Below are 22,827 nucleotides of genomic sequence, written 5' to 3'. Positions count from 1 at the left end.
GTTGCGTTCCGCCTGGGCGGCCAGCAGCGCCAATTACGGGCCACATTTCCGGTCAGGCTCTCAGAATGAAGGAGGAGCACTACTCCGCCGGCACCGCAGGCGCGGCCGCTGCATCCTGCAGTTTCATCGAGTAATAGGATGCGTTGGTCACGCCGCCGGAGGCGTCGCGGGCGAAGTTGATGAGGTGATGCGCGACCATGATGGACGAGATCAGATATTCGATCTCGCCGCGGGCCAGACGCCGGACGGCGAATTTCCAGAACGCGCGCTTGTAGTCGCCGAGTACGCCGACCTTCCAGAAAATATTTCGCAGCATCACAAGACCCAGGCGGATGTTCTTCGCCGTCAGCATGGCGCCAGCCGGCGGCTTGATGCGGTGCGGATAGGTGTTCGTGATCTGGTACTCGAAGCGCTGCAGCAGCTTCTCGGGCACATAGGCCGATCCCATGGCGCGGCGCCAGCTGCGCACCACGTCGTCATAGGGCAGCAGGAAATCCACGTTGGAATCGCGGCCTTCGTCCTCGATCAGGCGACCTTCCTTCTTCAGGCGGTCCCAGAGCGGGGTCTGCGGCAACGCCTGCAGCAGATTGATGGTCAGCAGCGGGATTTGCGAGGTCTCGACGAATTCGAGCAGATGTTCGCCGGTCTCCGGCTTGTCGGTGTCGAGGCCGAGAATGATGCCGGACACCACCTCCATGCCAAAGCTGTTCAGCGTGTGGATCGCCTCCATGATGGGGACCATCATGTTGTGATCCTTCTTCATCGCCTTCAGCGCCGCTGGATCCGGGGTCTCGATGCCGCAGAAGATCGTGCCGAACCAGGCATCGCGCATCAGCGCGAGGATCTCCGGCCGCTTGGCGATGTTGAGCGTCGCCTCGCAGGACAACCGCAGTACATAGCCTGTCTTCTTCTGCCACTCGACGAGATGCGGCAGGAGATCGAGAGCAGCCTTGCGATTGCCGATGAAATTGTCATCGACGAAATAGACGGAGCCATTGATGCCGCAGGCCAGCAGCTTGTCGAGCTCGGCGGTGATCTGCTGCGGCGTCTTGATGCGCGGATTACGGCCATAGAGGCCGGGAATGTCGCAGAATTCGCACTGATACGGACAGCCGGACGAGTACTGGATGCTGCCGAGAAAATAGCGCGGGATATCTGCCAGCTCATAGGCCGGAATCGGGAAGTCATGCATGTCGAGCCGGTCGGCGGTCTTCAGCACGATCTGACGCGGCGGACGCTTTGTATCTTTCTCCAGGATATCGATCAGCCGGTCGGTCGCATCGCCGAGTTCGCCGAGATGAAGATAATCGAAGGCCGGGTAGTAATCGGGGCAGGACGACACCGACGGGCCGCCGATGGCGACGGGGAGATCATAGGCATGTGCGCGATGGCAGATGTCGTTCATCTGCGCGCGCTGGATGTGCATGCCGCTGACCAGCACCGCCTCGGCCCAGAGAAAATCGTTGGGCGTGGCGGTCTGGATGTTTTCGTCGACGAAACGAACCTCCCAGTTCTCCGGCATATAGGCCGCGATCAGGAGAAGCCCCTGGGGAGGCATGAAGGCCTGAACGCCATCGGTCAGGGGATATGAATACTCGAACGTGCCGAATGAAGAAGTATATCGCGGAAAGACGCACAGGATGCGCCGCGCCGTCTGCCTGCCCTCAGCTCTCATTCAAAAACCTCTGCGGATGCATCAGCGGCCCCTCGCTAAACCCATAACAACGCCGCTGAGATGAAACCGTTCCACTCCGTTCGAACGCTCCAGCCAAATCCAGTTACAAGCGGCGAATCTGGGCCAGAATTCCTTCAACATTGTGACGGGACCGCGCGGCCGACGCGACGTGGTCAGCTCCACGTCAGGCGATGAGCCGCGCCGCGAAATCCGGCAACACGCCGCCCTGGTCGCGAATGCGCAGATCGCCATCGACAATTCCCGCCTGCAACAGCCAGGCATCGAATTCCGGAGCCCGCTTCAGACCGAACAGATCGCGCAAGTAGAGCGCATCGTGAAAGGATGTCGACTGATAGTTCAGCATGACGTCATCGGCGCCCGGCACGCCCATGATGAAATTGACGCCGGCAGCGGCCAGCAGCGTCATGAGGTTGTCCATATCGTCCTGATCGGCCTCGGCATGGTTGGTGTAACAGACGTCCACGCCGAGCGGCAGGCCAAGCAATTTTCCGCAGAAATGATCCTCCAGCCCGGCGCGGATGATCTCCTTGCCGTCATAGAGATATTCGGGACCGATGAAGCCGACCACGCTGTTCACCAGCAGCGGCGAGAAGGCCCGCGCCACCGCATAGGCGCGGGCTTCCAGGGTCTGCTGATCGACACCGTGATGGGCATTGGCGGACAAGGCGGAGCCCTGCCCGGTTTCGAAATACATCACATTGTCGCCGATTGTGCCGCGCTTCAACGACAGGCCGGCCTCGCGCGCTTCCTTCAACAGGGCGAGGTCGATGCCGAAGCTCCTGTTCGCCGCTTCGGTGCCGGCGATGGACTGAAACACCAGATCGACCGGAGCGCCCTGCGCGATCAGATCGATGGAGGTGGTCACATGGGTCAGCACGCAGCTCTGCGTGGGAATACCGAGCCGGACGATCACGTCGTCGAGCATCCGCACCAGCCGGCCGAGCACCGCCGGATCGTCGCTGGCCGGATTGATGCCGATACAGGCGTCGCCGGCGCCGAGCAACAGGCCATCCAGCGTCGAGGCGGCTATGCCCCTGATGTCGTCGAACGGATGATTGGGCTGCAGACGCACGCTCATGCGGCCGCGCAGGCCGATGGTGTTGCGGAAACGGGTGACGACCTCGCACTTCTTGGCCGCCAGGATCAGATCCTGATTGCGCATCAGCTTGGAGACAGCAGCCGCCATTTCCGGAGTCACGCCGGGCGCCAGCCGTGTCATCGCTTCAGGCGTTGCAGCATCCGACAGCAGCCAGTCGCGAAACCCGCCAACGGTGAGCGATGCGATCGGCGCGAAGGCCGCGGCGGCGTGCGTATCGACGATGAGGCGGGTTACCTCGTCGCTCTCATAAGGGATGACGGTTTCGTTCAGGAATTGCACGAGCGGCAGATCCGCCAGCGCCATCCGCGCGGCGATCATCTGCTCGGCGGTCTCCGCCGCAATCCCCGCAAGCCGATCGCCGGAGCGCGGGGGTGTGGCCTTGGCGAGCAGATCGCGCAGCCCGGCAAAGGTATAGGTCGTGCTATCGATGGTGTGGCGATAGGTCATGCCGCTATTCTTGGTCGTGCCCACCGCCCTGTCCACCGGCGAATGCGCTACATGGTCGCGCCAAGCACCCACGGCGCGAATTCGGCGCCGCCGAAATCGAAGCTTTCGCTCTTGGTGCGCTGACCTGACGCGGTCTTCAGCATCAGGTCGAAAATGCGCTGGCCGCATTCCTGCACGGTCTCGTCGCCATCGAGCACCGTGCCGCAATTGATGTCCATGTCGTCTTCCATACGCTTGAACATCGGCGTGTTGGTGGCGAGCTTGATGGACGGCGCGGGCTTGCAGCCGAACACGCTGCCGCGGCCGGTGGTGAAGCAAACCATATTGGCGCCGCCGGCCACCTGCCCCGTCGCGGCGACCGGATCGTAACCGGGCGTGTCCATGAAGACGAAACCCTTCCGGGTAATGGCCTCGGCATAGTTGAGGACATCGACGAGATTGGTCGAGCCCGCCTTGGCCATGGCGCCAAGCGATTTTTCGAGGATGGTCGTGAGGCCGCCGGCCTTGTTGCCCGGCGAGGGATTGGCGTTCATCTCGGCGCCTTCCCGTTCGCAATATTGCTCCCACCAGCGCATCAGGCCGACCAGCTTTTCCCCGACTTCGCGCGAGACGGCGCGGCGCGTCAAAAGATGTTCGGCGCCATAGGTCTCGGGCGTTTCGGACAGCACCACCGTGCCGCCATGACGCACGAGCAGATCGCTGGCCGCGCCGAGCGCGGGATTGGCCGAGATGCCCGAATAGCCGTCGGAGCCGCCGCATTGGAGCGCGACGGTGAGTTCGCTCGCCGAGACTTCTTCGCGCGTCACCTTGTTGGAATCGGCGAGCGCTTCCTTGACGAAGGCAATGCCGGCTTCCGTCGTCTTGCGTGTGCCGCCGATCTCCTGGATCTGCATCTCTCGCAAGCGGCCGGCGAGCTTCTGCTCCTGCATCAGGCCGCCGATCTGGTTGATCTCACAGCCGAGGCCGAGCACGACCACATGCGAGAAATTCACATGCCGCGCATAACCGCCGAGGGTGCGGCGGAGCAGCGTCAGCGGCTCGTCCTGCGTCATGCCGCAACCGGTCTTGTGCGTCAGCGCGACGACACCGTCCACATTCGGATAATCGGCAAGCGGATCGTGGCCGCTGAAGGGATTGCGCTTGAACACATCGGCAACGAGGCTGGCGACATGGGCGCTGCAATTCACCGATGTCAGCAGGCCGATATAGTTGCGCGTGGCGACGCGGCCGTCGCTGCGCCTGATGCCCATGAAGGTCGCGGGCAACTCGACATTCGGCGTCGGCTTCACGTCGACGCCGTAAGCATAGTCGCGGTCGAAATCGCCCATGCCGCAATTCTGGGTGTGGACATGCTGGCCCGGCGCAATCGGCTGAGTGGCGAAGCCGATGATCTGGCCGTAGCGATAGATCGGCTCGTTCACGGCGATCGGCCGGATCGCCACCTTGTGGCCGGCGGGAATACGCTCGCTGGTGGTGACGCCTTTGGCGACTTCGACACCCGGCAGCAGCATGGTGCGCGCGATCAGCACGGCGTCGTCGGGATGCAGACGGATGACGGGAGACGGAGCCGTAGACAGAGCCGTAGACAGAGCCATGGGGATTTCCTTGCGCGCGCTTTTGTTGGGCCTCTTGTTTGGAATGAGTCTAGCTGAAAGTCGGGAGCGGCGTCAGCCCTGCTTCGGCCTGTGACCGCACCTCAGACATGCGTCGTCGCCCCTGTTGTTTGCGGCGCGGGGGCGCCGTCGTCTTTCATTCCCACCTCCCCCCTCGAAAGAGGGCGTGCGGAACGCCGGGTGCCCGATGCACCCTTGGTGCCTGATGCCGATGCGGTACTCCGCAAGGGTATGCATCAGGACTTTCGGAATGATCGAGCAAGCTCGACGTTCCGCACGCGGTGTTCGGCTTGCTCGTGTCGCCGGGGTCGTCGACCCGTCTTGACCCGTTCCGCCCAAGGCGATGGGCCGGGACAGAGCGCTTTGGCCGGACGCCGCCGCGAGGGTCGTCCGTCGTGCGTGACCCCAAATCGGTCCATCCGAAGGTGAGACATCTCCACGCCAGTGGCAGGTCTGGCACGGGTCCGTCCCGCCCGCAGGCGAACGTCTTCAAGGCACCGCGCGACGCCCAAGCCTTGGCGTCCACCGCATCCAGCCCCGCGAACGTGACGATCGCGCTCGCCCCTCTCACCGGGGCCGGACAACGCGGAACATAGTCCTTTACGGAATTCAGTCAAGAACAAAATAGGAATATTTTACACGAGCGGCAGGGCCGATGAGCGGAGCGTCATCCGCCGCGGCGTTTCAGCCATGTATTCCGCCGGCGGATGACGCCTTCGGCGCATCCGCCCTACGGGCGCGACATTAACCTGCCGCTTTGCGCCAATGGCGTATGGTGAGCGACATCTTCCGCCACGGGATGCGCGCCATGATCACCGACCGCCGCCACTTGTTGAATGTCTCCGCGCTCGGCGCGGCCGGCGTGCTCGTCGCCTCGCGCGCCGAAGCGGCGCCGCTGCCCTCGGCACTCGGGCGCGATGCCACGCAATATGGCGTGCGCTCCAATACCCAGGACGATCAGACCCGAGCATTGCAACGCGCCATCGACGACGCCACGCGGCTGCAGGCGCCGCTGGTGCTGCCGCCTGGCAACTATCGCACCTCGACGCTGAAGCTCGCACGCGGCACGCAGCTGGTCGGCATTCGCGGCGCCACCACCCTCACCTCCCTCGGCGGCGGACCGTTGCTGGCGGGCGATGGCGCCGATTACGTGAGTCTGAACGGATTGACCCTGGACGGCAATTACGCGGCGTTGCCGCCGCGCACCGGCCTCGTGCAGGTCACCACGAGTAATGACATCCGCATCGACGATTGCACGATCCTCAAAAGCGGCAATGCCGGCATCTGGCTCGAACGTTGCGCCGGCGCGCTGCGCGGCAACGCTTTCAGCGATATCGCCACCACCGCCATCGTCTCGTTCGATGGCAATGGCCTGCTCGTCACCCAGAACACAATCGGCAACACCCGCAGCAACGGCATCGAAATCCTGCGCAGCGCCCTTGGTGACGACGGCACGCAGGTGATCGACAACCGCATCGAGGACATCAAGGCCGGCCCCGGCGGCTCCGGCCAGTATGGCAATGCCATCAACGCATTTCGTGCCGGCAATGTCATTGTATCCGGCAATCGCATCAGAAATTGCGACTACTCGGCGGTGCGCGGCAATTCGGCCTCCAACATCCACATCACCGGCAACAGCGTCTCGCAGGTGCGCGAGGTCGCGCTGTATTCGGAATTCGCCTTCGAGGGCGCAGTCATCGCCAACAACACGGTGGACGGCGCGGCGTTCGGCGTCTCTGTGTGCAATTTCAACGAAGGCGGCCGCATCGCCGTCGTGCAGGGCAACATCATTCGTAACCTGATTCCGAAACGGCCGATCGGCACGGCACCGGATGACGATGCCGGCGTCGGCATCTATGTGGAAGCGGATGCCACGGTGAGCGGCAATGTGGTGGAGAATGCGCCGGCTTTCGGCATCATCGCAGGCTGGGGCCGTTATCTGCGCGATGTCGCCATATCCGGCAATGTGGTGCGCAATGCCTTCGTCGGCATCGGCGTGTCGGTGATGCCCGGAGCGGGCACGGCGCTGGTCAGCAACAACATGATTTCAGGAGCGGCGCGCGGTGCCGTGGTCGGCCTCGACCACGCCAAACCGACGACGCCCGACCTGACGGCGAAGGGTGCGCAGAGTTTTGCGCAGATCGCGCTGTCGGGAAATACGGTGCGCTAGATGGAATTGCGACCTGCTGACGTCGTGTCCTGGACGCGATGCGGCGCGAAGTGCCGCTTCGCAGAGCCGGGACAAGATCAGTAGCTTACATCGCCGCGCGCAGCATCGGATAGCGGGCGACGATGGCGTCGTGATCGAACAGATCGAGCGGCGAGACGGCGTGCACCGGCGACTCCGCCTCATCCGTCTCAACCACGCCTTCCGCTTCGGCGTGGTTCACGATCACGTCGCTCATCGCAACGAAATGCGGCCTGCGTGCAGTGTCGCGCTGGGCGGCATGGTCCTCGAAGGACAGCACCTCGGCCTGCTGCTGCTCGACCGGGGCGACAATGGCGGCTTCGATCGCAGCAAGGACCGGCTGCAGCGGCGGCGCAGCGCGGATCACCGGGGCAACGAACTCGCCATTCGCCATCGCCTGCCAGCGCGCCACGGCGTCCTTCGCTTCCGCGATGTTGTCGAGGAATTCGGCCTCGCCGTGAAAGCGGCGCCAGCGGCCGCTGTCGAACAGTTCGGTGAGATAATCGAGACGCTGCTCGGCCAATGCAGCCCAACGCTCCACGATCTTGCGGGTCTTGGGATCGCTGAAATGCGGTGCGGCAGATCGAGCAAACAAGGGATGCAGTGACATGTGCATGTCCGCAAAAGAGAAGAACGGAATCAACGCAACAGAATCACTGACTGGTACTTAGCTACAATCTGTGGAAAAACGCCCGCAGTCTAGCGAAATGTGTCTGCAATTTGACAGTTTCCAGACGCAAGCTTCGGGAAAGCTCCGTGGAATCTGCACTTCTTCTGTCAAGCCGAGTCGATGAATGGCTGTATGTCACAGAAGATTGGAACAAATATTACAGAGCGCGTTAGGGCACTCTTCGCCATCCGGCTCCGTTTTCCCCGGCCCCGTCGCCGGTTCATGCGCCCATAAAAAGACCCGCCCGGGGGGACAACCGGACGGGTCGAGCGATACCTCTTGGCGCAGGTTGGGCGCTTGCGCCGGGGAACGGTCTCGCTGGGGAGGGCAAGCCGCTCCCGCATTCATGAGTCCGCGCAGGCCGGAAAACGTTCAACGAAATCGGATGATTTCCACGGCTGGACGATGCCAGCCCCGGCACCGCGATTATTGCGCCGGGACCGCCATGCTGACGATCTTCTCGTTCTCGAGACGGCGGATCAGGCCGGCGACCTGATCCCTGGTCATGACCTGACTGCCAAACTGCAGGCGGAACAGACCGTCCTTGTCGTTGCCGACAATCGTGCCCTGATAGGCCTCGAGCAGCGCGGTGATGTCCGACACCCGTGCTGTCGGCGCGAAACGGACGAACAGCCGGGTCGGGCCGTCGGCCGCCGCAGCAGGTTGCGAGGTCGGCGACGAAGTCATCGAGCGCGTGGTGACGGCCGGAGCGGCGCTCCGGGGCGCCGGGGCCGATGGAGCCGGCGCAGCCTGCGGCGCAGCTTCCCGCGCGGGCGCTGGGAAGCCGCCCTGCTCGCGTTGCATGACGATGCTGCCGATCACGCCGGCCTGCAGCATGATCGCGAGACAGCCGACGGCAGTGCCGGCCATCAGCGTGCGCGGCGACAGGCCGCCGAAGAAACGGGTGAGGCGCGCGCCGAAGCTCACCGACCTGGACGTATCCTTGCGAAGCGGCTCGGCATCGATCGCCGCGAACAGCTTTTGCATGGCGCGCACGGTCGGCGCACCCAGGCTCTCGTTGAGCGCGATGGTCTCGGCATATTCCTCGCGGATCACCTCGTATTGGCGAGCCAGATCGGGATCGCGGGCGAGCGCGTCCTCGACGCGGCGCGCATCGCGCGCACCGAGCGTGCCGGCGGCATGCCAAGGCAGCAATGCCTCGATCTCGCCCGGCTCCTGCTCCGGCATCTTGTTGCTCATCGCCATCATGGCCAGCCTCGTTCAATGCCGGCTGCCTTCAGCAGTTCGGCCAATTTCTTGCGCGCATAGAACAGACGCGTTTTCACGGTGTTCTCTGGAATTCCAACCAGCTCGGCCACCTCCTCCACGGATTTTTCGTGGTAGTAGACGAGATCGACAATTTCGCGGTGCTCCGCCGAAAGCGACGACAGACAACGTCGCAGGGCGTCACCCTTATCCTTCTTCTGAACCGTGACCTCCGGATCGTCGGACGTATCCTCGATCGCATTGGCCGTCTCGTCGTCCAGCTCGGCATCCTTGCGCTTCCGTAATGCGGAGAGCGCCTTGAAACGCGTAATGGCCAGCAGCCAGGTCGAGACGGCCGAACGCCCCTCGAACTTGCCGGCCTGGCGCCATACATCCAGGAACACCTCGCTGATAAGGTCCTCCGCAATCTGTTCGTTGCGCACCAGCCGCAGGCCGAAGCGAAACACCCGGACGTGATGGCGCCCGTAAAGCACCTGCATCGCGAGACGGTCGCCCTGCGCGATACGGCCGATCAGGGCTTCATCTGATGTCGCCTGGCTCGCGCTCACTGTCCGTCTCGCAGGGTTGGTCGGGTTGAAATCACAAGAGGTTCGACTGGCAAGGCGAAATCTTCTCAAAATCGAGCAGAATAGACCACAGGCTGCCGGCAGGGCGCCGGCGGGATATTGCGGCCGGGAACCGCAGGGGGATGGGTAGCATAATGCTCGTTCGTTTCCGAGTTTGTCTGCATCATTCTCCCAACAGGCCTGCGAAGTCGACAGCGAGCGATCCAGGCCGGCCGGCAAAACCGGGAAATCGCTGCGACAGACCGGGACCACCCTACCGGAATACGGAAATTATCCTGACGGTTGAGTGACATAGTTAAAAACGGGGCATCCCCGCACGCCCATAGATACCAAACTTAAAGGCTTGGAACCTACTGTTCGGTTATTGAAATCCGACATCCTGGATCGATGACAGCAGCCGCCGGTTCCTTTTACGATCCCGTCAACGGCGACTTCGAAGCCGTCGATGGCGAGCCGTTGCCGATTGCGCTCGCGCGGCGGCTGAGGCGGCGGCGCCAGACCATGGTTTTGGCTGCCGCCAGCCATGTCATCAATATCGGCCTGCTCGCCCTGTTCGCCGCAGCCGGAACCATCTCCGGCACCTTGATCGCCGCCTTTGCCATCTGCGCAACCTGCAAGGTCGCGATATTCGCGGCAATTTCCGAGAGTGGCCTGAGCGACCGCTGGAAGGATCACTTCCTGACCGGTCCCTATACCGCGGCGACCTGCGCGCTGATGCTGGCGTTCATCTACGCCGCCCCCACGGTCGCCGTCGTCTTTCTCTGCACGTTCTTCATTATCGTCAATGTGATCGCCTTCCGCGCCGGGCCACAGCGCGGCGCCATTGCCTGCACGATCATGGCCGGCAGCGTCGCCGCACTCTATCTGATAACGGATCTGCCGATCGTGCTGCCGGCGAGCACACCGCTCGAACGCATCGCAACGCTGCTGACCTTCGCGGCGACGCTGGCGCGCATCATGTTCATCAACATCTTCGCGAGCCGGCTGCGCGACAACCTGTATCGCCGCAGCGCCGCGCTCGAAACCGCCTATAAGCGCATCGAGGAGCTGGCCGAAGTCGATGAACTCACCGGCGCGCTCAATCGCCGCAGCATCATGCAGCAGCTCGATCACGAGGTCTCCCGCTGCCGGCAGAACGGCGTCGCCTGCAGCGTGGCCCTGATCGACCTCGACCTGTTCAAGCAGATCAACGACAAATTCGGCCACCTCACCGGCGACGAGGTCCTGCGCACCTTCGCCATCAGCATTTTCGCCAATATCCGCGACGCCGACAGGTTCGGCAGGTTCGGCGGCGAGGAATTTCTGCTGGTGCTGCCGGACACGCCCCATGACAGCGCCGCGCGCATGCTGGACCGGCTGCGTGCCATCATTGCAACGCTCGACTGGAGCGCCTTTTCGGAAGGCCTCACTGTCACGATCTCGGTCGGCGTCACAACCCTGCGCGAGAACGAAACATCCGAATCCCTGCTTGCCCGCGCCGATCTTGCCCTATACGCAGCAAAGGAACGCGGGCGAAATCGTATTGCCACCGCCTGATTATTTTTGACCACCCAGGGCGACCGAGAACGGAAGCCTGTTTTTTGAATACTCCAGGATAGAGTCATGGTTTTCAAATCGCCGCTGTCGGCCAATATTCTCGACGACCTCCAGGCCGCGCTTGCGCATGGCAATGTCGCGCGCCGCGTTGATATGCTGCGCAAGGTCACCGATCTGTTCATCGATCATGCGCCCGATTATTCCGCCGCGCAGATCGCCGTGTTCGACGATGTGTTCGAATGCCTGATCGAACATCTCGAAGCCCATACGAAGGCCCTGCTCGCCGAACGTCTCGGCGCTGCCAGCAGCGCGCCGCCGCGCGTCTTGCGCAATCTCGCCTTCGACGACCGCATCGAGATCGCGGCGCCTATTCTGTCGCAATCCAGCCAACTCGACGACCCCACGCTGATCGAGAATGCGCGCACCAAAAGTCAGGGCCACCTGCTCGCCATCTCGACGCGCAAGACATTGAGCGGCGCCGTCACCGAGGTCCTGGTCGAGCGCGGCGATGACTCCGTGGTGATGAGCACCGTCAACAACCAGGGCGCTTCGTTCTCCGAGCGCGGTTACGACCGGCTGGTGCAGCGTGCCGGGACCAGCGGCGGCATCGCCGCGTGTGTCGCCGTCCGCCCGTCGGTGCCACGCCATCACCTCCTGAAACTGATCAGCCAGGCCTCGGCATCGGTGCGTGGACGGATGGCGTCAGCCAACCCGAAACTCGCCGAGGAAATCGCTTCCGCGGTCCAGAAGGCCACGCGCCAGGCCCGCTCGGCACCTGCCACCATGAGCGACGAAGCGGTGATCTCGCACGAGCTGGTGCGCCTGCTCCACAAGGACGGCCGCCTCGACGAGAACGAGGTGATGAAGTTCGCCATCAATGAGAAATTCGACGAGACCAATGCCGCCGTCGCATGCCTCGCACATGTACCGGTGTCGGTGGTCGAGGCAATGATGATCGAAGCGAGCAACGAAGGCGTTCTCATCATATCGAAAGTCGCCGGTTTTTCGTGGCCGACCGTCAAGGCGATCATCGATATGCGACAGAAGCTGGCGAACCAGCCGCTATCCGAGAACACGTCCGATCGCGGCACTTATGAACGGCTGCGTCCTTCGACCGCACAGCAGGTGCTGCGCTTCCATCGCATGCAGCAGGCGACGGCGGACACGTCCGTCGCCTGATCGCTCGCCGCCTGATCGACACCTGTGCGGCAGTGTGTGCCACCGGACGCTGCCGCTGCAACGCCAATTGCGCTGACCTGCCATTCGCCCAGCACGCATCGACTTGTCTGCGCAGGCGTTGATAGTGATGCGACGTCGCGGCGATCGACGCCGTGAGCGGGGCGAAGACAGGGCAAAATCCATGCGTGTCTTGATTACAGGCGCCGGTGGCTTCATCGGCACGACGCTCACCGCAGCGCTGCTGCAAGGCGGTGTTCTGAAAAACGCGAAGGGCGAGAGCGAAACGATTGACGGCGTGTTGCTGCTCGACACGTATCTGCCGCCCACATCCGATCCGCGCATCACACGCATGCAGGCCGATATGTCCGATCGTGAGACGCGTGCGGCGATCGCCGCGTGGAAACCGCATAGCGTCTTCCATCTCGCTGCCGTACTCACCACGGCCGCCGAGGACGATCCTGCGGCTGCGCTCGTCGTCAACGTCTCGTCGCTCGCTGGGCTCATCGACGCCGTCGGCAACAAGACGGCGCCGCCGCGTCTGATCTTTCCAAGCTCCATCGCCGTATTCGGTGGATTGCTGCCTGACAATGTCGACGACGATCACCTGCAGAAACCACAGACGTCCTATGGCACGCACAAGGCCATCGCCGAACTGATGCTGGCGGACGCAACACGCCATGGCGTGGTCGATGCGCGTGCGCTGCGGCTGCCGATCGTGCTGGTGCATCCGGGACCGCCGACCTTTTCGGTGTCGGACCGCATCGCTGGCATGGTGCGCGACAGCGTTGCCGGCAGGCCAACGGTCTGTCCGCTGCGGCCGGATACCAGGGTGCCTGTGATTTCGGTGGATACGGTGGTGCGCAACCTGATCACGCTGCACGATGCCGACACCACGGCGTTGCGCGGCAAACGCGTGCTCAACCAGCCGGCGCTGACCGTCAGCATGGAAGATGTCGTCGCCGCGCTCAACATCGTGACGGACGTCGTGCCGCGCGTGACCTTCGAGCCCGACCCCGAACTGAAAAAGATCGTCGATGGCTGGCCGAAGGGGTTCATTTCGACTCGTGCGCCGTCGGTCGGCGTGGTCGCCGACAAGACATTCGACGAGATCATCATGAGCTATCAGCGCCATCTTGGCAGCGCGTCGAAAGTACAGACGCCTGCGGCGTGAAGCCTCAGCGCGCCGCAGAATGCAGCGACCTCAATAACGCAACACGCGTGCGCCCACGACAGCACCGAGCGCGGTGACCGCGGCGGTTGCGATCGTGTACCAGACCGCAACGAATAACGGCGAGTCATCCACGCAATGCGCGGCATAGATCGCAGCCGCGAGCCCTGACGACATCAGCCCGGCCAATGCGCCGGCACATGCGGGACGCGACGGCGCACCATGCCGCAGCGCCAGCAAGGCGGCGCCGAGGATCGGCAGCGACAGCAGCGAGATCAACATCGTGCACACGCCCGCGTTTTTGCCCATGATGCGCATCATCATCGGCGTGCGTTGCGGCACCATCATTTCGGCGATGATGGCGGCGATCAGGATGAAGGGCGACAGCAGCAGCATCCACACCCAGCGGCCAAGCGACGCCTCGGGCCGCGACAGATGCACGCTGATGACGATGGCCGGGATGGCGAGCGCGAGCGCGATCACGAATTTCAGATCGAAAAACGGGTTACGCATCGCCGCCATGAAATCCGGCCGCATCCCGATGGTGACGAGCATCATCGCTGTAGCCGCCGGCAGGGTAACAAGCAGAGCCATGGCAAGTTGCATACGCACCGGCTGCGGCCTGTGATCGTTGTCGGCGGCGAGCGCCAGCATCAATCGATCGGTATCCACGCTCAATCCTCCCGCAATTTCGCCGCAAGGCTCGCAAGCCCGCGATGCAAGGCGACGCGCACATTGCCTTCGGTCATCGACAGTTTCTCGGCGGTCTGCCGGATCGATGCCTGCTCCACCGCGATGGACTGCAGCACGTCGCGCTGGCGCTGCGGCAGATCGCCGAGATGAGCGGCGATATCCACCGACGGCAACGGCTCCGCCGGTGGCTCACTCGGCAGCGTTTCCGCGAAATCGTCGATATCGACGAAGACCCGGCGGCCGCGCTTGCGCAGCGCATCGATCAGCTTGTTGCGGGCGATGGCGAACAGCCACGGCGCAAAAGGCGCATCGGCGTCCCAGGTGTGCCGCTTCAGATGCACCGCGAGTAGAATGTCCTGCACGATATCCTCGGCCTGATCCGGCGGCTGACCGGCGCGTGACAAGCCTTGCCGCGCCCCCGCACGCAACACCGGCGCAACCGACTTGAGCAGGCGGTGATAGGCTGCGCTGTCACCGGCATTGGCCGACCGCATCAGACCAGTCCATTCGTCGTCACGTCCGCGCACGCGCGCTCCTGAAGGCATTTCGGCGGCCGGGCCCGAACGTTACATCCGCTCCCGAAAAATCACGGAAGCGTGACCTCACGCAGCGATCCCAGCCCTGCAATACCGCTCATAGCACCATTGCGGCGCGGCGGGCATCCCGGCTGTGCCAGCGAATGCCCATCAAGGCGCGAAGATTCCCCTTTTTTGCCGCGGTGTGGTCACGCGCGCAGTTTCCTGTGGCGCCGGTGGGGCGGGTATCTTGGGGAGACTCAGATGAAATTGAACACCACCGGGCATGCCGCATGGATCGTCGCGGCGGGATTGTGGATATGTGCCGCAGCCCTGTTCCCTGCCGCCGAGGCCACGGCGCAGACAGCCGCCCAGACGCCTGAACAGCCGACATCCGTCGGCACGGCCGCCGATACCTCGACAGAGGCGGTCAAGCCAGCCCGCAGCCATGCGAAGAAGACCGCCAGCAGGTCCCACAAGGCCGAGCGCCAGACCAAGGCGAAGAAAGCCGCCGAGGACCAGGCCGCCAAGGCAGACGCAGCGAAGCCCGAACAGGACGGCAACATCACCCCCGCCGTCGCCAATGCCAACGCGCAATGGCCCACCGATGCGAAACCGACCGACACCTACAACATGTCTGCCCAGGCCGGAAATGTGCTGAGCCAGATGGACGCGCAGCCAGCGCCGGGCACGGGCGCTGCCGCCACAGCCAGCGCGAGCACCGAAGACGTGGTGGCCGCCGATCAACTGAACGATCTCGACCGCGCCGCCGAAGAAAAGCCGCCCCTGACTCTCGCCAGCGCCACCATCGACACGCCGCCCGCCGCTGCAACGGCCGAGAACAACGGGCCGTGGGAGCAAACCTCGATGATCGGCAAGATTTTCATCGCACTCGGCGGACTGCTGACCATGGCCTCCGCGGCGCGGATGTTTATGGCTTGAACCTCATCCTGTGAGCGGGCAGATTGCGCGCGGTCGCCGGCTCCGGCGGCCGCAAGCAACAGACCGCGGGATGAAACATGAGCAGCTTCGAACACATTCTCGTCGAGCGCAAAGGCGCCGTCGGCATCGTGACCCTGAACCGCCCGAAGATGCTCAATGCACTGTCGTTCGGCGTCTTCAGCGAGATCAAACGCGCCATCGATGATCTCGAAGCGGACGATGCCATCGGCTGCATCGTCATCACCGGCAGCGAAAAGGCCTTTGCCGCCGGCGCCGACATCAAGGAGATGCAGCCGAAGGGCTTCATCGACATGTTCTCCAAGGACTTCACCCAGATCGGCGGCGACCGCGTTGCCACCTGCACCAAACCGACCATCGCCGCTGTGTCCGGCTATGCGCTCGGCGGCGGCTGCGAACTGGCGATGATGTGCGACATCATGATCTGCTCGGACACCGCAAAATTCGGCCAGCCCGAAATCACCCTCGGCACCATTCCCGGCATCGGCGGAACACAGCGCCTCACCCGCGCCATCGGCAAGTCGAAGGCGATGGATCTCTGCCTCACCGGCCGCATGATGGATGCGGCGGAAGCCGAGCGCTCCGGCCTCGTCAGCCGTGTCGTCGCCGCCGACAAGCTGATGGAAGAGGCGATCGCGATGGCCGAGAAGATCGCCGGCATGTCGCGCCCTGTTGCCGCGATGGCGAAGAGCGCCGTCAACCGTTCGCTGGAAACCTCGCTCGCCGAAGGCCTCAAGGTCGAGCGCGACCTCTTTCACGCGACGTTTGCGCTAGAAGACCGTAGCGAAGGCATGGCCGCCTTCATCGAGAAGCGGAAGCCGGTCAACAAGAACAGGTAACGTAGCGTGTCCCGGACACGATGCAGCACGCAGTGCTGCTTCGCAGAGCCGGGACCGTTCCAGATGCCGGAGTTCGTGACGGTCCCGGTTCTGCGAAGCAGCGCGAAGAGCGCCGCATCGCGCCCGGGACAAAATATTTAAGAACGACTGCTCTTCAGCGCGCCGGACACCAGCCAGCGATAGGCTCGCTCTTGGATCGTCGCGGGTTTGTCGAGCTTCAGGCGTGCAAGGCAAGCCTCTTCAATCGCGTTCGGCGAGGACATAAGCCCCTCCCATAACAAAGTCGCCAGTTTCGAAGGCACCTTCACCGCCGCACTCAGTATCTGCAGCGCCGGGATCAGACGTTGCTCGACATCCGTGAAATCGCTGCCGAACGGAAACATCGGCAGCAGACCCGCATCGCGCGCCGGCTTCAAGGCGGTAGCGATCCGATCCGGCATGTTGTCGCGATGCGCCGCTGCGATCTGGAAAGTCTTCGGCAGCTTTCCGGCATCCTTCGCCTGCCGCATCAGCTCTTGCTGAAAGCGCGAGTCCGCGACGGACAGCATCGCCGCAATGGTGTCCGCATCGGATTTGCCGCGCAGATCGGCGACGCCATATTCGGTCACGAAGATATCGCGCAGATGGCGCGGGATGGTTTGATGACCATAGGACCAGCGGATATTCGATGACGGAGTTTTTCCCGCGCGCGTCGCTTCGAGGGTCAGGATCGAGCGCGCGCCTTCGAGCGCAAAGGCCTGTGCGACGAAATTATACTGGCCGCCAACGCCGCTGATCACCTGTCCGTCGTCAAGACCATCGGAAATCGCAGCCCCCGTCAGGGTCGCCATCATGGTGTTATTGACGAAATGCGCATTCACGCGCGCGCGCCGCTTGGCCCCTTCATCGCCATAGAGTTCGTTCGTGAAAGACACCGGCATCATCCGGATTTTCGCCAGTTGCTCCGGCGGCATGTCGTGCAATTTTGCGTAGAAGGCCTGCGGCCCGAGGAAAAATGCCGCGTGCAAAATTACGCCATCGACATCACGCTTCAGGATGCCCGCCTCGATCAGACCGAGAAACGCTTCGAACAGCATCTCGCTGACGCCGTAGAGGCCCTGCGCGAACGGCGCGGTCTGCACATGCGCCGCAGGCGACAGGCGCTGCATGACGTCCTTGAACGCCGCACTGTCGCGATGCCGAACAATCAAGCCCTGCGCCAGCGCATCGCCGATCTGGCCGATGCCGATCTGCAAGGTTCCGCCGTCGCGGATCAGGCCGGCGGCATGCAGGCCGATCGCGTATTTGGTGTCGCTGACCGGCTCGGACGGCGGCGCGAACAGCGGAAATTCGGTGTCCGGACTCTCCAGCACCGCATGGAATTCGTCGCCGGGAAGATCGCCCTGCCCCGGCATGTATGGCAGGTCCGAATTCACTTGACCGATCAGTCTGAACGACGCGCGGCCTTCCGCGCGGGCGCGCATCATGTCGAGCGTCGTGTCGGTGTTGCAGCTCAGGCTGTAGCGCGCGGCGCCGTCGACGACGCGCTTGGCGACGAGCTGCGTGATCACATTGAGCCCGCGTGCCAGCAGATAGGACGCGGCGTGAGTGTAGTTCGCGGAAATGTAGTGCTGCTGCGCGTCGGCGACACCAAGCCATTTGCCGGCGAGAAAGAAGAACTCGTTGACCTGGATATTCGGAGGCAGCTCGCGCTTGCGCAGCGCCGTCGCATAATCGAGATCGGGATAGCCGCCGAACAGGCGATCGATCACCGGGCCGATGAAACGCTTTTCCAGTTCGTTCGACGGCCGCGGCTTTTCCAGCGTCAGCGCCGTGAAGAACGTCAAATGGATGCTGCGATCGGCAACCGCACGCCGATAGAGCGCATTGACGATGTGATTGGCCTTGCCGAGACCCAGCGGCAGTCCGACCACCAGCGTGGTGCCGACATCGCGGACGATGTCCTCGGCGATGGCATCGGGATCGGAGAATATCTTCGGCATGACGTTTCCGATTGAACAGCGTGGACCGGACATGGCTACCGCTTCGCGAGTAAGCGTGAATGTGCCCATGATGCAACAGGCGTGCGCAAATTGAGCGGGCTCGTTGTCGCATTCCATCACCTGACCGGCGCCGCTAGGGTATTGATCAATCGAGAAGATCAGGGCCTCGAAATGCCCTGTGGGGAACGCGCGAAAGCTCGGAGGTTCTTCGTCGGAAGGTTTGCCACTCCCGGCAACGCCCTCTAAACATACCTGTGGATGTCAGCGGGGGCGGATATCCGAAGATCGCTTTGGGACAAAATGACCAGTCATTGCGTGAGAATGGGCCGCGCCGCACGGAACGTGCTCCGGGCGGGAACGGCCTTGGGGGTGATCGCCTGCAGCCTTCTTGCAGCGACCGATACACGCGCTGAAACCGTCTCCGATGCTCTCGTCAAGGCCTACCAAACCAATCCGCAGCTCAACAGCGAGCGCGCGCGCCAGCGCGCCACCGACGAAAACGTGCCGCAGGCGATGGCCGGCTATCGGCCGCAGGTGGTGGCAACGCTCAGCGCCGGACTTCAGGCGGTGCGGAACCTGCAGGTCGACAACACGATTCAGGGCGCGACGCTGAAGCCGTGGACCATCGGCGTCACCGTCACGCAGACGCTTTATAACGGCAACAAGACAGCCAACAGCGTTCGCATCGCCGAGTTCCAGGTGCAGTCCGGCCGCGAGGCGCTGCGCAATGTCGGCCAGGGCGTGCTGCTCGACGCCGTGACCGTCTACATGAACGTGCTCGCCAACCAGTCGCTGGTAGAAGCGCAGCGTTCCAACGTCACCGCGCTGCGCGAGACGCTCGACATCGCCAGGAAGCGCCTCAATGCCGGCGACGTGACGCCGACCGACACGGCCCAGGCGGAAGCCCGCCTGGCCCGCGGCCAGGCCGATCTCAATGCCGCAGAAGTCGCGCTGTCGATCAGCCAGGCCACCTATGCGCAGATCGTCGGCTCATTGCCGAACCGCCTGAGCCCGGCCGAGCCGGTCGACCGGCTGCTGCCGCGCGGACGCGAAGATGCGATTGCGCAGGCCTTCAAGGGCCATCCCGCCGTGCTCGCCGCCGGCTTCGACGTCGATGTGGCGACCACCAGCATCAAGGTCGCCGAGAGCAGCCTGTTGCCGACGCTCACCTTGCAGGGCAGCGCCAGCAAATCGAGCCAGTCGGACTCGACGCTCGGCACCTACGGCACCGACCAGGCTTCCATTATCGGCCAATTGAACGCGCCGATCTATGACGGCGGTCTCGGCGCGGCGCAGACGCGTCAGGCCAAGGAACTCTCGACCCAGAGCCGGCTGGTGCTGGAAATGGTGCGCAACCAAGCGCGCACCGCGGCCATCGGCGCATGGGTTTCGAACGAGGGCGCCAAGACGGCCGTCACCGCCGCCGAGGCTGAAGTGCGCGGCGCGGCCGTCGCTTTGCAGGGCGTACAGCGCGAAGCCGCAGGTGGTCAGCGCACCACCGTGGAAGTGCTGAACGCGCAACAGGATCTGATCCAGGCCAAGGCCCGTCTGATCGGCGCGCAGCGCGACCGCGTGATCGCGTCCTATGCGCTGCTCAGTGCCGTCGGCCGTCTCGACGTCAGGACTCTCGGCCTGAAGACGCCGGACTATCTGCCGGAGGTGCATTATCACCAGGTGCGCGACGCCTGGCACGGGCTGCGCACGCCGGACGGGAAGTAAACACCGAACCGTAGGGCGGATGAGCCGAAGGCGTAATCCGCCGCGGAGTCTCTGCCATGAACTCGGCCGGCGGATTACGGCTTCGCCTAATCCGCCCTACTCATCGCCCTACGATTTGCGCGCCATCGCAGCGCCGAGCGCGGTGACGAGTGAGACGAGATCATACGGCTTGCGGATCACCGGTACAGCATCGAGCGGCGCTGGAATGCGGTCGGTCTCGCCATAGCCGGTGGCAAACACAAAAGGCACACCGAGTTCAGCCAGCATATGCGCCACCGGCATCGAACTGCCGCTACCGAGATTGACGTCGAGGATCGCCACGTCCGGCCGAAAGCTCGCGAGCAAAGTCAGCGCTTCCTTCGCAGTGGCGGCAATCTCGACGCGTGCGACTCCCTCCCCCGCCAGCATGGTCTCCACATCCATCGCGATCAGCAACTGATCCTCGACCATCAGCACATCGAGGCCGCGCAACGCGACCACCGGCCTGTCGTCGCTCCGCTTGCTACGACGCATCCGCGCCGCGATCGGAGCCGGCCAGGTGACGAAGCGCGCGGGGATCAAGAGGCGCACACGCGTGCCGGCGGGGTCGTAGTCGACATCGCTTTCGCCGCCGAGATCGTAAGGAACGCTGCGACCGATCAGCATGGAGCCGAAGCCCCGTTTCAACGGCGGCTTCACGATCGGGCCATCGCGCTCCTGCCAGCGGATTTCGCAGTCACCGCCATCGACACGCCGCCAGGTCAGCGACAGGCGGCCGGGGCCGACGGACAGCGCGCCGTATTTCGCGGCATTGGTAGCAAGCTCATGCAGCACCAGCGCCAGCACCGAATAGGCACGGGCGTCCAGCATCGCCTCGGGACCTTCGACCTCGACTTCCGTCACCGCCTCGCGATAAGGCGACAGCTCCGCGTCGATCAGGCTTTTCAGCCCGCCGCCGCCCGCACCGCGGATCACCTGATCATGAGCCAGCGACAGCGCCTGGATGCGGCCCTTCAGCGAGGCCGCATAATCCTCGATGCTGTGCCCCTCTTCCACCGGATGCGAGACCAGTGACTTGATCAGCGCGAGGATGTTCTTGACGCGGTGGCTGAGCTCTTCGTTGAGCATCCTCTGGCGCAGATCGGCCTTGTGACGCTCCTCGGCCAACAGCTCGTTGTGGCGCAGCACGACTTCCACCAGCGCCGCACGCGTGGCTTCTGCCGTATCGCGCTCGTTCTGCAGCCACGGCTCCGATTGCAGCCGGACGGTTTCCTTCCAGATCTGGAAACTCTTGCGCGGGGTCAGACGATCGCCGAGCGGCCCGGTCTCGTAGGTCTTGCTGGGATCACCGGCCCAGTTCACCGTCTGCGCGACCTCGCTGCGGAAGAACAGCAGATAGTCGCGCGGCAATTGCGACAGCGGAACGGCCAGCACACCAGCCACCATGTCGCTATAGCCCTCTGCCTCGGGCAGCAGGTCCGACAACGCGCTGTTGGCCCAGACGCGCCCCTCGGCGGCCGAATTCACCAGCGCCATGAGCGGGGGAACGGCATTGGGCGGCGGTACTTTGCCGAACCCCGTCCAGACATTGTTAAAATAGAGACCAACCCCGTCGCACGGGATCAATTCGCGGAAGTCGCGGATATTGCTCTTGAGCAGATCCTCGACATTGTCATGATGCGAGACTTTGCGGAGGAGCTCATCGAGATAGCGGCGCACACGCTCGCTCGCCGCGAGCTTGCGCTTTTGAATCAGCGACGCGAGCTGCATGGAAAAGAACTCGCCGAACATTTCGGCGGCGACGCGCTTGTCCATCGACAGCGCGCGGGGTGCATAATGATGGCAGGCGATCAGGCCCCACAACGCGCCATCGAGAACGATCGAGATCGACATCGAGGCGCCGACCCCCATGTTGCGCAGATATTCGCAATGGACCGGCGATACGCTGCGCAAATGCGCAAAGGACAGGTCGAGCGGCTCACCCGATGCGTCGCGCTCCGGCAGGATCGCCACGCGAGCGCCCGACGAATCCGAAACCACACGCACTGTGTTCTGCATATAGAGAATGCGCGCCTGCTGCGGGATATCGCCGGCAGGAAAGTGCTGGCCGAGAAAGCTCTCGAGATCGCCGCGCCTGGCCTCGCTGATGACACGGCCGGAGCCGTCATGGGCGAATTGATAGACCATCACCCGGTCGTAACCAAGCGCACCGCGCAGGAGCCGCGCGGCATTGTCGAATAGCACATCGAGATCGTTGCACTGGCCGATGCGCCCGATCAGAAGGCGTGACAACTCCAGCGGAGGCGTAGCCTCGACAGGATCGACCGGTTCGAACTCGACGATGTTGACGCCGTGATGCCGGTGGACCGCGACGTTGAAGGACGTCTCCGTATGAGCGACCTTGAAATTGGCGAGCAGGCCGGCGCGCTGCTGGCTGCCCCACTTGGCGATGGCATTGCGAATGTCATGCGCCGGCTTTTCGCCGATGAGATCATCAAGGCGACAATCGTTGATCTCGCCGGTGATACCAAGCATGGCGCCCGCATTCGCCGAGTGCCGCCGCACCATACCCACCGAGCCATCGCAGGCCAGCAGGCAGCCATAGGGCTGGATGCTGCCGGGAATATGAATCGGCTCGCGGTCGCAATTGGTGAGATCGACGGGAGCGGACGTGGTGGGCATCAAAACTCTCTGAAACGGCGTATCGCGCAAGCCGTATCCCGCAAGCCATGGATCGGAGCATACCACGTC

General features: G+C 63.5%; 17 protein-coding genes. 7 read left to right on the top strand and 10 right to left on the bottom strand.

What is annotated here, in order from left to right; all coding sequences use genetic code 11:
* Positions 1–79: 79 nt before the first annotated feature.
* The 3 genes from E0H22_RS09880 to E0H22_RS09870 form a co-directional block, all read right to left on the bottom strand.
* Positions 80–1,675: a B12-binding domain-containing radical SAM protein gene (locus E0H22_RS09880; RefSeq protein ID WP_233025473.1), complete on the bottom strand. Its 1,596-nt coding sequence runs from the start codon at positions 1,673–1,675 to the stop codon at positions 80–82.
* Positions 1,676–1,859: 184 nt separating this feature from the next.
* Positions 1,860–3,242 (bottom strand): ethanolamine ammonia-lyase subunit EutB, encoded by a 1,383-nt coding sequence (locus E0H22_RS09875; RefSeq protein WP_233026258.1) that lies wholly within the window; start codon positions 3,240–3,242, stop codon positions 1,860–1,862.
* 47 nt (positions 3,243–3,289) lie between these two features.
* Positions 3,290–4,837, bottom strand: coding sequence for a UxaA family hydrolase (locus E0H22_RS09870; RefSeq protein ID WP_233025472.1), 1,548 nt, complete (start codon positions 4,835–4,837; stop codon positions 3,290–3,292).
* An 826-nt stretch (positions 4,838–5,663) separates the two neighbouring features.
* On the opposite strand from E0H22_RS09870, the gene E0H22_RS09865 reads away from it, so the two are divergent.
* A complete protein-coding gene (locus tag E0H22_RS09865; protein WP_233025471.1) occupies positions 5,664–7,025 on the top strand; it encodes a TIGR03808 family TAT-translocated repetitive protein in 1,362 nt (453 codons plus the stop codon).
* Positions 7,026–7,110: 85 nt separating this feature from the next.
* On the opposite strand, the gene E0H22_RS09860 is transcribed toward E0H22_RS09865, so the two are convergent.
* The 3 genes from E0H22_RS09860 to E0H22_RS09850 all read right to left on the bottom strand — a co-directional run bounded on the left by E0H22_RS09860 (position 7,111) and on the right by E0H22_RS09850 (position 9,488).
* On the bottom strand, positions 7,111–7,653 hold the full coding sequence (locus tag E0H22_RS09860; protein WP_233025470.1) for a TIGR03809 family protein: 543 nt from the start codon (positions 7,651–7,653) through the stop codon (positions 7,111–7,113).
* A 486-nt stretch (positions 7,654–8,139) separates the two neighbouring features.
* Positions 8,140–8,922 (bottom strand): hypothetical protein, encoded by a 783-nt coding sequence (locus E0H22_RS09855; protein WP_233025469.1) that lies wholly within the window; start codon positions 8,920–8,922, stop codon positions 8,140–8,142.
* Positions 8,919–9,488 (bottom strand): sigma-70 family RNA polymerase sigma factor, encoded by a 570-nt coding sequence (locus E0H22_RS09850; protein ID WP_233026256.1) that lies wholly within the window; start codon positions 9,486–9,488, stop codon positions 8,919–8,921. Before E0H22_RS09850 ends, E0H22_RS09855 begins: the two co-directional genes overlap by 4 nt.
* 405 nt (positions 9,489–9,893) lie before the next feature.
* Between E0H22_RS09850 and E0H22_RS09845 the strand changes: the two genes are divergently transcribed.
* The 3 genes from E0H22_RS09845 to E0H22_RS09835 all read left to right on the top strand — a co-directional run bounded on the left by E0H22_RS09845 (position 9,894) and on the right by E0H22_RS09835 (position 13,392).
* Positions 9,894–11,042, top strand: coding sequence for a GGDEF domain-containing protein (locus tag E0H22_RS09845; RefSeq protein ID WP_233025468.1), 1,149 nt, complete (start codon positions 9,894–9,896; stop codon positions 11,040–11,042).
* 66 nt (positions 11,043–11,108) lie between these two features.
* Positions 11,109–12,221, top strand: a complete 1,113-nt coding sequence (locus E0H22_RS09840; protein WP_233025467.1) for a DUF2336 domain-containing protein — start codon at positions 11,109–11,111, stop codon at positions 12,219–12,221.
* 181 nt (positions 12,222–12,402) lie between these two features.
* Complete coding sequence (locus tag E0H22_RS09835; RefSeq protein ID WP_233025466.1) at positions 12,403–13,392, top strand: NAD-dependent epimerase/dehydratase family protein; 990 nt, start codon at positions 12,403–12,405, stop codon at positions 13,390–13,392.
* A 30-nt stretch (positions 13,393–13,422) separates the two neighbouring features.
* Here E0H22_RS09835 and E0H22_RS09830 read toward each other — a convergent pair whose 3' ends face one another.
* Together E0H22_RS09830 and E0H22_RS09825 are read right to left on the bottom strand one after the other, a co-directional pair.
* Complete coding sequence (locus E0H22_RS09830) at positions 13,423–14,061, bottom strand: NrsF family protein (protein WP_233025465.1); 639 nt, start codon at positions 14,059–14,061, stop codon at positions 13,423–13,425.
* Between the two features lie 2 nt (positions 14,062–14,063).
* Positions 14,064–14,609 (bottom strand): sigma-70 family RNA polymerase sigma factor, encoded by a 546-nt coding sequence (locus E0H22_RS09825; RefSeq protein WP_233025464.1) that lies wholly within the window; start codon positions 14,607–14,609, stop codon positions 14,064–14,066.
* A gap of 252 nt (positions 14,610–14,861) precedes the next feature.
* Here E0H22_RS09825 and E0H22_RS09820 point away from each other — a divergent pair, with 252 nt between their 5' ends.
* Together E0H22_RS09820 and E0H22_RS09815 are read left to right on the top strand one after the other, a co-directional pair.
* The gene (locus E0H22_RS09820; RefSeq protein WP_233025463.1) at positions 14,862–15,539 is read left to right on the top strand and encodes a hypothetical protein; all 678 of its coding nucleotides are present in this window, start codon (positions 14,862–14,864) and stop codon (positions 15,537–15,539) included.
* A 77-nt stretch (positions 15,540–15,616) separates the two neighbouring features.
* Positions 15,617–16,396, top strand: a complete 780-nt coding sequence (locus E0H22_RS09815) for an enoyl-CoA hydratase (protein ID WP_233025462.1) — start codon at positions 15,617–15,619, stop codon at positions 16,394–16,396.
* A gap of 137 nt (positions 16,397–16,533) precedes the next feature.
* Here the strand turns inward: E0H22_RS09815 and E0H22_RS09810 are convergent, their stop codons facing one another.
* Positions 16,534–18,378: an acetyl-CoA hydrolase/transferase C-terminal domain-containing protein gene (locus E0H22_RS09810; RefSeq protein WP_233025461.1), complete on the bottom strand. Its 1,845-nt coding sequence runs from the start codon at positions 18,376–18,378 to the stop codon at positions 16,534–16,536.
* 321 nt (positions 18,379–18,699) lie between these two features.
* Here E0H22_RS09810 and E0H22_RS09805 point away from each other — a divergent pair, with 321 nt between their 5' ends.
* Complete coding sequence (locus E0H22_RS09805; RefSeq protein ID WP_233026253.1) at positions 18,700–20,097, top strand: TolC family outer membrane protein; 1,398 nt, start codon at positions 18,700–18,702, stop codon at positions 20,095–20,097.
* A gap of 108 nt (positions 20,098–20,205) precedes the next feature.
* On the opposite strand, the gene E0H22_RS09800 is transcribed toward E0H22_RS09805, so the two are convergent.
* Positions 20,206–22,758, bottom strand: coding sequence for an HWE histidine kinase domain-containing protein (locus tag E0H22_RS09800; RefSeq protein ID WP_233025460.1), 2,553 nt, complete (start codon positions 22,756–22,758; stop codon positions 20,206–20,208).
* Between the last annotated feature and the right edge of the window lie 69 nt (positions 22,759–22,827).

Origin of the sequence: Rhodopseudomonas boonkerdii (genome assembly GCF_021184025.1) — a bacterium.
GTDB classification, from domain to species: Bacteria; Pseudomonadota; Alphaproteobacteria; order Rhizobiales; family Xanthobacteraceae; genus Tardiphaga; species Tardiphaga boonkerdii.
This window is presented reverse-complemented; position numbering and strand designations above follow the sequence as displayed.

Excerpts from the sequence above, each read along its gene's own strand:
- E0H22_RS09845 (WP_233025468.1), top strand. The coding sequence starts at position 9,894 with ATGACAGCAGCCGCCGGTTCCTTTTACGATCCCGTCAACGGCGACTTC.
- E0H22_RS09880 (WP_233025473.1), bottom strand. The coding sequence starts at position 1,675 with ATGAGAGCTGAGGGCAGGCAGACGGCGCGGCGCATCCTGTGCGTCTTT.
- E0H22_RS09840 (WP_233025467.1), top strand. The coding sequence starts at position 11,109 with ATGGTTTTCAAATCGCCGCTGTCGGCCAATATTCTCGACGACCTCCAG.
- E0H22_RS09860 (WP_233025470.1), bottom strand. The coding sequence starts at position 7,653 with ATGTCACTGCATCCCTTGTTTGCTCGATCTGCCGCACCGCATTTCAGC.
- E0H22_RS09815 (WP_233025462.1), top strand. The coding sequence starts at position 15,617 with ATGAGCAGCTTCGAACACATTCTCGTCGAGCGCAAAGGCGCCGTCGGC.
- E0H22_RS09835 (WP_233025466.1), top strand. The coding sequence starts at position 12,403 with ATGCGTGTCTTGATTACAGGCGCCGGTGGCTTCATCGGCACGACGCTC.
- E0H22_RS09855 (WP_233025469.1), bottom strand. The coding sequence starts at position 8,922 with ATGATGGCGATGAGCAACAAGATGCCGGAGCAGGAGCCGGGCGAGATC.
- E0H22_RS09870 (WP_233025472.1), bottom strand. The coding sequence starts at position 4,837 with ATGGCTCTGTCTACGGCTCTGTCTACGGCTCCGTCTCCCGTCATCCGT.
- E0H22_RS09820 (WP_233025463.1), top strand. The coding sequence starts at position 14,862 with ATGAAATTGAACACCACCGGGCATGCCGCATGGATCGTCGCGGCGGGA.
- E0H22_RS09865 (WP_233025471.1), top strand. The coding sequence starts at position 5,664 with ATGATCACCGACCGCCGCCACTTGTTGAATGTCTCCGCGCTCGGCGCG.
- E0H22_RS09800 (WP_233025460.1), bottom strand. The coding sequence starts at position 22,758 with ATGCCCACCACGTCCGCTCCCGTCGATCTCACCAATTGCGACCGCGAG.
- E0H22_RS09810 (WP_233025461.1), bottom strand. The coding sequence starts at position 18,378 with ATGCCGAAGATATTCTCCGATCCCGATGCCATCGCCGAGGACATCGTC.
- E0H22_RS09875 (WP_233026258.1), bottom strand. The coding sequence starts at position 3,242 with ATGACCTATCGCCACACCATCGATAGCACGACCTATACCTTTGCCGGG.
- E0H22_RS09805 (WP_233026253.1), top strand. The coding sequence starts at position 18,700 with ATGGGCCGCGCCGCACGGAACGTGCTCCGGGCGGGAACGGCCTTGGGG.